We start from the raw sequence: 8,859 nt of genomic DNA on the forward strand, positions 1-8,859 counted from the left end.
CGAGGTCAGGAATCAGGAGTGCGCGTCCCCGCCCCACTCGGCGGTCGGGAGCTTGTAGAAGTAGTCCCTGTTCCAGGTGATCTTGCCGTTCTCCACCCGGGTGACACCCATCACGTCGAACGTCAGCATTGTCTTCCCGTCCTTGTCCAGGATCTTCTCGATCCGCTGGCTCAGGACGACCTCCTCCTGCGCGGCGATGTACTTCACCTCGAAGTCGTAGCCCCCGGCGCCGATGTCCTGGCGGGCCCGCTCCAGGTCTTCGACCAGTGCGTCGAGGGTGTTCCTCTACGAGCGGCGACTGCCATGACACGTGGGCGTCGACGAGTCTCCTGCACGTGGCGATGGCGTCGTCACAGCCGGGTCCGAAGTTCTCCCAGAAGTCACGCACCACGACTGCCGGTTCTGCGTTGCTCATAGGGGTCTCCTTGACTGTTGATCCGGGTGAAGACGGGTGGGGTGACATCTGCATCGCACCGACCGGTGCGGGGTGCCGCTTCGATCGCGGGGGGGCGCTCGCGCGTCAGACGGACTTCCTGAAACGGTTCTCGTAGCCGCCGTGCCAGAGTCCGTCGTAGTCCAGGTCGCGCCGGCTGGATTCGAGGGCCTGGTGGGTGAATTTCAGCGGCTCGCGGGTCTCGAACGAGACGGACAGCCCGTCGAGCCAGAGGGGCTTCAACTCGGCTTCGGTGGCCCCCCGGTCCACCTCGGGGGGAACGCCGTGCGTGGTCATCATGTTCTGCACCGTGACGTGGCCCGGTCCGCCCACCACGGGGCTGGCCCCGCCGGAGGGCGCCTTGACCACACCGTAGATCTCGCTGCTCACGTTCCGGTGGTAGTACGGGACGGGAAGTGTGTCCCTGGCGACGTCCCAGCGGGCGCCGTCGGCGATGAAATCGAGGTTGGGGACACCGGGGACGTCGCCGGGTGAGGTCAGAAGTGTGAAGGCCGACGGGTCGGTGTGGTCGTAGGTGAGCGTTCCGAAGGTCTGGAACAGCGTCATGTCGTAGACGTACGGCACGTGGTTCCCGTGCCAGGCTACGACGTCCAGCGGCGAGTGGTCGTAGGTGGTGGCCCACAGTTCGCCGCCGTACTTGACGACGACTTCGACGGGCGCGTCCACGTCCTCGTACGCGGCGGTCGGCGCCCGGAAGTGCCGGGGGTTGGCCAGGGCGTTCGCACCGAGGGGGCCCAGCTCCGGGAGCTCCAGCGGCCTGCCGAAGTTCTCCGCGACATATCCGCGGGACACGTCGTCGAGCAGCTCGACCCGAAAACGGATGCCACGGGGGATCAGGGCCACGTCGCCCACACGCACGTGCAGGGCGCCCAGTTCGGTCCTGAGCAGGAGCGCGCCTTCGAAGGGGACGATGAGCAACTCGCCGTCGGAGTCGCCGAAGACGCGCTCCATCGAGGTGTCGGCCGCATACATGTGCATGGCCATGCCGCGACGCTGGGCAGGGTCCCCCGTTCCTGCCACGGTCCACAGGCCCGACAGGAAGTCGGTGCCCTGGACGGCGGAGAGCGGCCGCCAGGACATCCGGTTCAGTTCCTTCACACCGTCGGAGACGTCGACCAGCGTTGGACTGTCGATCCGGTGGAAGGAGCCGTGACCCGCGCTCGGCCGGATGCGGTAGAGCCATGAGAACCGGTTGACGGCCCGCGGTTCGGTGAACGCACTGCCGCTGACCTGCTCCACGTACAGCCCCAACGGCGGCCGTTGCGGAGAGTTCCCCCTGCTGGGCAGCGCGCCGGGTACCGCTTCGCTCGCGTGCCGATTGCCGAATCCGGAGAGGTAGGTCAGGGATTCGGCGAGCTTACGAGCCTCGTCGCGAACCTGCCGCACTGAAGTACTTGACACGGCCGTGCCCACTTTCTTGTCTGGTGGAAGGGTCGCGATCAGACGCGCCGCGTCGGCGACTCCTTCGGGAGCGCATCGGACAGCGCTCCCGTGCCGACGGGCCGGCGACAACGTGCGTCACGGCGACCGTATTCGTTCCTCATGTGAGGAACGAATTACTTGTATAGTCCAGTACATGGATTCAGGCAAGCCATCGCCCCGCACCCGGTCCGCCACATCGACGCGAGGCGCGGAGGACGCGTCCTCGCCCCGGAGCCGCCAGGACAGGGCGGCGGCGACGCGGGAGGAGATCGTCCGTACCGCCCGGGCGGCCTTCGTGGAGTCCGGGTACGACGGTGTCAGCCTGCGCCACATCGCCAGATCCGTGGGCGTCGATCCGCGCCTGGTCAGTCACTACTTCGCCTCGAAGGCCGAACTCTTCGCCGCCGCGCTGGAACTGACGACCGAGACGGCGCCCATGGTGCCGCCGGTGACCGATGACGCGGCCGCCGTCCTCCTGACCGGGTCCCGGGGCGCCACCACCCTGGACGGCTACTACATGACGATCCGGTCGACCTCGAACCCCGAAGCCGTCGCGATCATCCGGGACGTCGTCAGAAGGCACGGTGAGCTGCCGTTGGCGGACAGGCTCCCGGGAGACCAACGGCCGGGCAGAGCGGCCCTGTTGATCGCGGTCAACATGGGAGTCCTGCTCATGCGCGACATCCTCGGCGCCGAGGCGCTCACCTCGGGCGACACCGAGGAACTGATCCCCTACCTCGACGCCGCGCTCGCCGCGCTCGCCGGGAGCGACGGCAGCGAGACCTCCCCGGCCTGATCGAACCGCCCAACGCCGACGCGGGGCCCGGTGCCGGCGGCGCGCGAGCCCCGCCCCGTCCCTCGCGGAATCAGCCGGCGGCCCCCGGGGGTACCTCGCCGTGCCGGTCGACGACTCCGCGTGTCTGCCTCTGGGCGAAGACGGCCTCGGTGTCCGGCCGGAGGCCGTGGTCATCCAGGGACCGTACGAACTCCGCGACGTCCGCCGCCGACCGGCCGGGGGTCACCGACACCGGGTCGGGGGCCGGGCGGAGCGCGGCCGGTTCACCGGGGGTGCGGACGTGCCCTTCGTACATCCCGCCAGTATCACGGCCGCCCAATTCCACGGTGGCAACCCGGTGTTGTCGACCGCGCCGGCAACAGCCCCCGGCTGCCGCCACTTCGGACGGCGACACCCGCGACGCCCTCCGGCCGGCCCGTCGCTGCCACGACGGGACCCGGACCCAGCGTGAGCGAGAGGAAGAAACATGACCGTCATCGACAAGGGCGGGCGCCCGGGCCGCCCGCGCGGCCTTCTGGCGCCGTCTCGCCCGTCAGGCGGCGCCGCGGCGCCCGCCGGCTCGGGCGCCGCCTGCTGGTGTGGTGACTGCGCGGGAACTGACGGAAGGCCCACACCAGGTACCTTGTGCAGCAAGGTACCGATTGGCTACCATGCATTGCATGGAACAGGGCAGTGCCGGTGATTCGTGCCTCGGCAAGGTGGAAAGCCAGCTCCGCAAGGGCGTGCTGGAGTACTGCGTACTGGCCCTGATGCGGGACGAACCCCGCTATGGCGTCGAACTGGTGCAGTCCCTGGAGGCGAGCGGAGCCCTCGCCGCCGGCCAGGGGACCATCTACCCCCTGCTGTCCCGGCTCCGACGCGCGAACCTGGTCACCACCACATGGAAGGAATCGACGTCCGGGCCGCCCCGCCGTTACTACCGGCTGACCGACGCCGGGCTGGCCGCCCTCTCGGACTTCGCCCGGATCTGGCCCTCTTTCCGCGACGCAGTCGATGGCTTCCTCACCCCCCAACCGCCGCCCCCGATCGAACCGGAACAGCGTTCACCATGAGCCCCAGCACCTCCCCCTCCGTACAGTCCTTCCTTGCCGCTGTCGAGCGCGAGGCGTCGACCCTCCCGGCCGACCGGCGGCAGGAGCTGCTCGCCGACCTCGCCGAGCACATCGAAGTCGCCCGCTTCGAACGCCCAGGGCAGGAGGACGCGATCCTGGCCGAGCTCGGCGACCCGCGCACCATCGCGGCCGCCGCCGTGGAGCCGGGTCCCACCGCCCCGCAGCCGCCGCACAGCAAGCGCCCGCGCACTGTCACCGCGCTGCGCGCCCTGCTCTGCGTGCTGTGCGTCATCGTCGTCATAGCCGTGACGGGCCTCGCGATCGGCCACTACCCGGGCCCGGTCTGGTACCGGATCCTGACGCTCCTGCCCGCACTGGCCAGCGCCGCGCACGTCTTCCTTCTCCAGCCGGGGCGCAGCGTCCTGCGCCTCACCTTGACGGTGACCACCGGGCTCTACTTCCTCGTGCAGGCGGTCAACGTCGCGCAAGGAGCGCCGGGAGCCGTGATCGGCGTGCTCCTGTCCGCGGCCGTGCTGGTCCTTCTCGGCATGCGCAGCACCCGAGCCTGGTTCACGGAAACCACCTCGTAGGTGGACTGCACCTGGTGACTGACCGTCTGCGAGCAGACGGGCGAGCCCTGGATGCGGGGGGGCCGTGCCGCCGCAGTGACGAGGCTGCCGGGAGACGGGGATGGCGGGGAGCGACCGACGACGGCCGGTGTGCCGCCGGGCCGGGAATGATCGGCACCACACCGGATTTGCCGGGAAGGTTCCGGTTGCAGTTGTTCACCACGGAGGGCACGCGCCCGGTCGCGGTGGCGACGCAGGTCCCGGCGCGGAGGGGGTGAGCCTGATGAACGAGGTCGAGAGGTTCGCGGGCGCGGTGTGGGAGCGGCACTGCCCCGACCAGGACCGGCCGCCGATATGGGTGGAGCGCCTGATCCAGCCGCAGAGGTCTCTCGAGAAGACCCGCTTCCAGCGGGTGGAGTTCGCCGGGGCTGACCGCTTCCGGCCGCGGGACCCGCAATGGTCGGCGATCACCTACGAGCAGGTGGGGCATTTGGTCGGCGCGCCGGTCGCCACGGGCCGTGGCGCCGGCTACGTTCCGCGCGCCGCCAAGTCCGAAGTGCGATGGGCATTCGAGGAGTTCGCGGTCGCCCGCCTCGCGCCACCCCGCCCGTTCCGCGAGCCGACGTGCATGCCGGCCGGGGTGCCCTGGTGGCGGCGCCAACTGCGGCAGATGCGGCCGCGCCATGACGCCCGGTCGTGTTGCTGGTACCACGGTGGCGGCTGGCATCGGGTCAACGCGATGGCCATCGAGGTTCTCCGGCGGGCACGTGCGCAGGGCGTGGACCCCGACGGCATGGAGGGGTTCGCCACTGCGCACGCGGTGGCGTCAGGCGTCACCCGTTGGGATACCGAGGCGCTGGCCACCCTCTTCAGCATCGCGAACGCGATCCAGCCCTCAAGCGGCACCGGCTACATCAACGGCCGGCACCGAACGCAGGCCATGCTGGAGGCCGGCATACGCCGCACCGTCGTCCTCCACCTCGTCGACGAGCCCTGGCCCTCGCGCCGTCGGCTTCCCCCAGTACCGCCGCTGTGTCCCGGCACCCACCCGGTCGTGCCGCCCCGGCCGGGCGCACACCTCGCAGGGCTGGGACCGTGCCGGGCGCCCTCCTCCCCCTCGTGAGGCATACGGCGGTCCACGTACGGCCTCTACCGTCGCAAGGACACATTCGATGCAGCTCAGTGGGCAGGGTGACGTCTGGCCGGCGCCGTTCGGCTTTCTCGGGGGTGTGGGCGGTTGCGACGTGGACGGGCGGTCCTGGCACATTCACGGCCAGGCGGTGGTGGAAGGCGACTACCAGGCTCGGACCACGAGGCCGCCCTACCTTCATGACGATGAGGCGGTCGGCTCAGCAGGCCGCCTGCAACAGATCGTCCCGGGCTTCCCTGTCGGACCGCTGTCATTCTGCGAACAGGGACTGCAGGTTCACCACGACCGGCTCCTGGGTACTGCGCGCAATCACCACGACGGCTTCATCGTCCGGATCGGGGTTCTCCTCCCGATGCGCAACGTATGGGGGCACGTAGACGTAGTCCCCCGGGCCTGCCTTCACCCTCTTTTCGCGCGGCCCGCCCTCGGACTCCTCGGCGTAGACGAATTCGGGGTGTCCGCTGACAACGTAGATCGCCGTCTCCGACTCACCATGATGGTGATCGCTGGAGGAAGTCCCTGGGGCAACGCGGGTCTCCCCCATCCAGATCCGGCGAGAACCCGCGAGTTCCCCGCTGATCGCGGCGAATCTCCTCATGCCTCCGCCGCTCTGCGCGGTACTACCGTCGAGCTCGCCGGCCCTGACGTGGCGAATACCCGGCCGCGCCGGCATCCCAGATCCGGATAGATCAGGATGAAACGCATTAAAACGATCAGAGTCGTCCATACATGGACGTTATTTCATGTACTGGCGATGACGCAACCACACGTAGCAGGTGAAGCAACCCGTACGGTCTCCGGCGCTGCCACCATGGTCTCCCGGGCGCCGCGTGCACTTCCACGCTGATCAGCAATCCGGCACGGGCGAGACTTCGCGTCGCTGCTACGAGCGCAAGCACGTCGCACGCTCCCGCCGCATCCGAGCGGTTCACCCTGGCCCGCCGACGAGTGCGCGTCCCGGGCCCTGCCCCCCTCGGCGGACGATGCCGCCTGCGTAGGCAACGCGTGGCCGGACATCTCGTCCTGTGCCGCGAAACCGGCACTGCCCCGGCACGGAGATCGAGTGTCCGCGGTCATGGCGGGCGCTACCCCGCGAGCTGGCCAGCCAGATCTGACAAGTCTCGAGCCTGCACGTCGAAGGCGCCCGGTGAGCTCGCCTGCGCTTCACCCGGGCGCGACAGGAAGGCCGTCGCGACGCCGTGTTCGGCTGCTGCGCGAAGGTCCCACTCGTGCGCGGCAACCATCATCGTCGTACCCGGCTCCAGTCCGAGGATGTCCAGCGCGAAGCGGTAGACCGCGGGATCTGGTTTGTACGTCCTCACGGCCTCCGACGACAGGACGCAGTGCCATCTGAGACCTCCCGCTGCAGACAGACGAGTCAGACCGGCGAAGCTCGCATTGGACAGTGCCACTACCGTGAAGGAGTCAGCCAGTGTGCCCAGCCAGCGCGGTGAATCGGGCCAGGGCCGCAGCCGATGGGTGGCGAAGGCGAGGTCCCGCAGGGCCTGCCGCGGCAGGCTTCCCATGCCCAGCCCTGTTACGGCGTTGTGCAATGCGTCCCGCGTCAGCTCGTCGTGGGACTTCCACACGGCCCGTTTGGAACGAACGTCCGTCATCAATTCGCTGAGAATCGTGAGCCACGTTTCCACCAACGGCTGTGCCTGCTCCGGGTCCGTCCCGTTCGCAGACAGTACTGAGCGCGTCGCAGAGTTCAGCGATCCATGAAGGTCGACGACAGTACCGAAAACGTCGAACAACAAGGTGGACACGGACATCGTCTGCGCGCCACCGCTTACGGGACCTTTCATCATGAGTTCATCACCCCTGTCGTTTCTGTGCCGACCTCGCGCGCGTCGATTCCGGAGAGCTGCTCAACCAGCAGTAGCAGAGCACTATGATCCAGATGTCCGCAGCCCTGCGCTTTCAGCGCTCCCACAAGATACGAGACGTTAGCAGCCAAAGGGGCAACTACGCCTGCCTCGCGGGCCGCATCGTTGAAGATGCCGAGATCCTTGTGGTGCAGACTCACCCGGAAACCCGGTGTGAAGTCCCTGGCACGCATGGAAGGGCCCTTGCTGCGCAGCACCGCACTGCCTGCCAAGCCTCCGCCGATTACTTCAAGAGCCTTCTCCACCTCCACTCCGTGGGCGCGGAGGAAGGTAAGAGCTTCCGCTACCAGTTGGATGGTGCCGGCGACAATGAGCTGATTGGCCGCCTTGACAGTCTGACCCGAGCCGACGCGGCCGACGTGCACAATGGTCGCCCCGACCTCGGAGAGCACTGGGAGCGCGGCAGCGAAGTCGGCTTCCGAGGAGCCCACCATGATGGCCAGGCTGCCGTCTTTGGCGCCTTGCTCTCCTCCGCTGACCGGAGCATCGAGAAACCGGAGGCCACGCCCGGCGGCCGTGTCCGCGACCGCACGCGCAACGTCAGGACGGATGGTGCTCATGTCGATGAGAAGGGAGCCGGGTCTGGTGTTGGCGATCACGCCGCCGGGGCCGGTGTAGACCGAGGTCACATCGGGTGAGTCGGGAAGCATCGTGATCACGACGTCCGAATCGGTCACGGCCTCCGCAACCGATAGGGCACCACGCCCCCCGGCGGCTACGAATTCCGCGACCCGAGCAGGGCTCCGATTGTACCCCACCACGTCGAACCCGGAACGCAGAAGGTTGAGGGCCATAGGGGCACCCATGGTCCCGAGACCGATGAAAGAAATGGTGGTCATGTGTCTTCTCCCATTGTCCTCATGGTTTCCATGACGGCGCACGGCCGCACGATGATGAAACAAAAGAAGGATGTCAACGAAGAGAACGCCGGTTCGGGGATGATATCGACGATGCGGTGTCATGCGCGTCAAGGTCGGCAGGGCGCGCCGCTAGCAGGCCTCCGGAGGGTGGATCGATGAAAATGGCTGGCATCGGGAAGTTCTGGAGACTGTTGCATGATGTCCTTGTCCCCGGGGATATCGAATTCCTCCACGGTCCGCAGGAGATCGGACAGCTACGCGAATGAAACCTGCGCCTGTAGCTCGATCTCATGGAGTGAATTGTCCCGGTATTCCGCTGGTAGGTGAGGCCCCCGGCTACCAAGGACACGCCGTTACCCGAATCCCGTGCATGAGCGTGCGCGAGCTTGCTGCCCGCCCGGGGCTCATCACGGGGAACGCCTAGGGTGATGGACCGGCCAGCTCGCCGCGCTCAAAGAAGCCCTGCCCCAAGCCGGCGTCACCGGGATTCCTCCACCGCCTCCGTCGTCACTGATGTCATGGGTGCCCTCACGAAGCGCTGCGGGCACTGCTCGCCGGTCACCTGGCCGGACGGTGCAGGGCGAGGTCCGGCTCGCTGAACCGGCTGGAGACCGCATTGGCCTGGTGCCAGTGCGGATAGATCAGGTCCGGTGCGCTGACCTTGTCG

At 68.1% G+C, this 8,859-nt stretch carries 10 protein-coding genes; 4 read left to right on the forward strand and 6 right to left on the reverse strand.

Annotated elements, in window-relative coordinates:
- Positions 1-12: 12 nt before the first annotated feature.
- Positions 13-267 carry a limonene-1,2-epoxide hydrolase family protein gene (locus LG395_RS40250; protein ID WP_308071498.1) on the reverse strand — a complete coding sequence of 85 codons (255 nt, stop codon included), beginning with the start codon at positions 265-267 and terminating at the stop codon, positions 13-15.
- 253 nt (positions 268-520) lie between these two features.
- Positions 521-1,840 (reverse strand): homogentisate 1,2-dioxygenase, encoded by a 1,320-nt coding sequence (locus tag LG395_RS40255; RefSeq protein WP_225814444.1) that lies wholly within the window; start codon positions 1,838-1,840, stop codon positions 521-523.
- A gap of 190 nt (positions 1,841-2,030) precedes the next feature.
- Here LG395_RS40255 and LG395_RS40260 point away from each other — a divergent pair, with 190 nt between their 5' ends.
- Positions 2,031-2,672: a TetR/AcrR family transcriptional regulator gene (locus tag LG395_RS40260; RefSeq protein WP_225814445.1), complete on the forward strand. Its 642-nt coding sequence runs from the start codon at positions 2,031-2,033 to the stop codon at positions 2,670-2,672.
- A 70-nt stretch (positions 2,673-2,742) separates the two neighbouring features.
- On the opposite strand, the gene LG395_RS40265 is transcribed toward LG395_RS40260, so the two are convergent.
- The gene (locus LG395_RS40265; RefSeq protein ID WP_225814446.1) at positions 2,743-2,967 is read right to left on the reverse strand and encodes a hypothetical protein; all 225 of its coding nucleotides are present in this window, start codon (positions 2,965-2,967) and stop codon (positions 2,743-2,745) included.
- Positions 2,968-3,331: 364 nt separating this feature from the next.
- On the opposite strand from LG395_RS40265, the gene LG395_RS40270 reads away from it, so the two are divergent.
- From LG395_RS40270 to LG395_RS40280, 3 genes are all read left to right on the forward strand, one after another.
- Positions 3,332-3,724: a PadR family transcriptional regulator gene (locus tag LG395_RS40270; RefSeq protein WP_225814447.1), complete on the forward strand. Its 393-nt coding sequence runs from the start codon at positions 3,332-3,334 to the stop codon at positions 3,722-3,724.
- Complete coding sequence (locus LG395_RS40275) at positions 3,721-4,314, forward strand: DUF1700 domain-containing protein (protein WP_225814448.1); 594 nt, start codon at positions 3,721-3,723, stop codon at positions 4,312-4,314. The genes LG395_RS40270 and LG395_RS40275 overlap by 4 nt, the downstream gene beginning before the upstream one ends.
- 262 nt (positions 4,315-4,576) lie before the next feature.
- Complete coding sequence (locus LG395_RS40280) at positions 4,577-5,416, forward strand: hypothetical protein (RefSeq protein ID WP_225814450.1); 840 nt, start codon at positions 4,577-4,579, stop codon at positions 5,414-5,416.
- A 277-nt stretch (positions 5,417-5,693) separates the two neighbouring features.
- On the opposite strand, the gene LG395_RS40285 is transcribed toward LG395_RS40280, so the two are convergent.
- The 3 genes from LG395_RS40285 to LG395_RS40295 all read right to left on the reverse strand — a co-directional run bounded on the left by LG395_RS40285 (position 5,694) and on the right by LG395_RS40295 (position 8,171).
- Positions 5,694-6,170, reverse strand: coding sequence for a cupin domain-containing protein (locus LG395_RS40285; RefSeq protein WP_372463531.1), 477 nt, complete (start codon positions 6,168-6,170; stop codon positions 5,694-5,696).
- A 358-nt stretch (positions 6,171-6,528) separates the two neighbouring features.
- The gene (locus LG395_RS40290) at positions 6,529-7,212 is read right to left on the reverse strand and encodes a haloacid dehalogenase type II (RefSeq protein ID WP_225814452.1); all 684 of its coding nucleotides are present in this window, start codon (positions 7,210-7,212) and stop codon (positions 6,529-6,531) included.
- Between the two features lie 38 nt (positions 7,213-7,250).
- Positions 7,251-8,171: an NAD(P)-dependent oxidoreductase gene (locus LG395_RS40295; RefSeq protein ID WP_225814453.1), complete on the reverse strand. Its 921-nt coding sequence runs from the start codon at positions 8,169-8,171 to the stop codon at positions 7,251-7,253.
- Positions 8,172-8,859 lie beyond the last annotated feature (688 nt).

The organism is Streptomyces spinosus (genome assembly GCF_020400655.1).
GTDB lineage: Bacteria > Actinomycetota > Actinomycetes > Streptomycetales > Streptomycetaceae > Streptomyces > Streptomyces argyrophylli.

Excerpts from the sequence above, each read along its gene's own strand:
- LG395_RS40260 (WP_225814445.1), top strand. The coding sequence starts at position 2,031 with ATGGATTCAGGCAAGCCATCGCCCCGCACCCGGTCCGCCACATCGACG.
- LG395_RS40265 (WP_225814446.1), bottom strand. The coding sequence starts at position 2,967 with ATGTACGAAGGGCACGTCCGCACCCCCGGTGAACCGGCCGCGCTCCGC.
- LG395_RS40270 (WP_225814447.1), top strand. The coding sequence starts at position 3,332 with ATGGAACAGGGCAGTGCCGGTGATTCGTGCCTCGGCAAGGTGGAAAGC.
- LG395_RS40275 (WP_225814448.1), top strand. The coding sequence starts at position 3,721 with ATGAGCCCCAGCACCTCCCCCTCCGTACAGTCCTTCCTTGCCGCTGTC.
- LG395_RS40280 (WP_225814450.1), top strand. The coding sequence starts at position 4,577 with ATGAACGAGGTCGAGAGGTTCGCGGGCGCGGTGTGGGAGCGGCACTGC.
- LG395_RS40285 (WP_372463531.1), bottom strand. The coding sequence starts at position 6,170 with ATGGACGACTCTGATCGTTTTAATGCGTTTCATCCTGATCTATCCGGA.
- LG395_RS40295 (WP_225814453.1), bottom strand. The coding sequence starts at position 8,171 with ATGACCACCATTTCTTTCATCGGTCTCGGGACCATGGGTGCCCCTATG.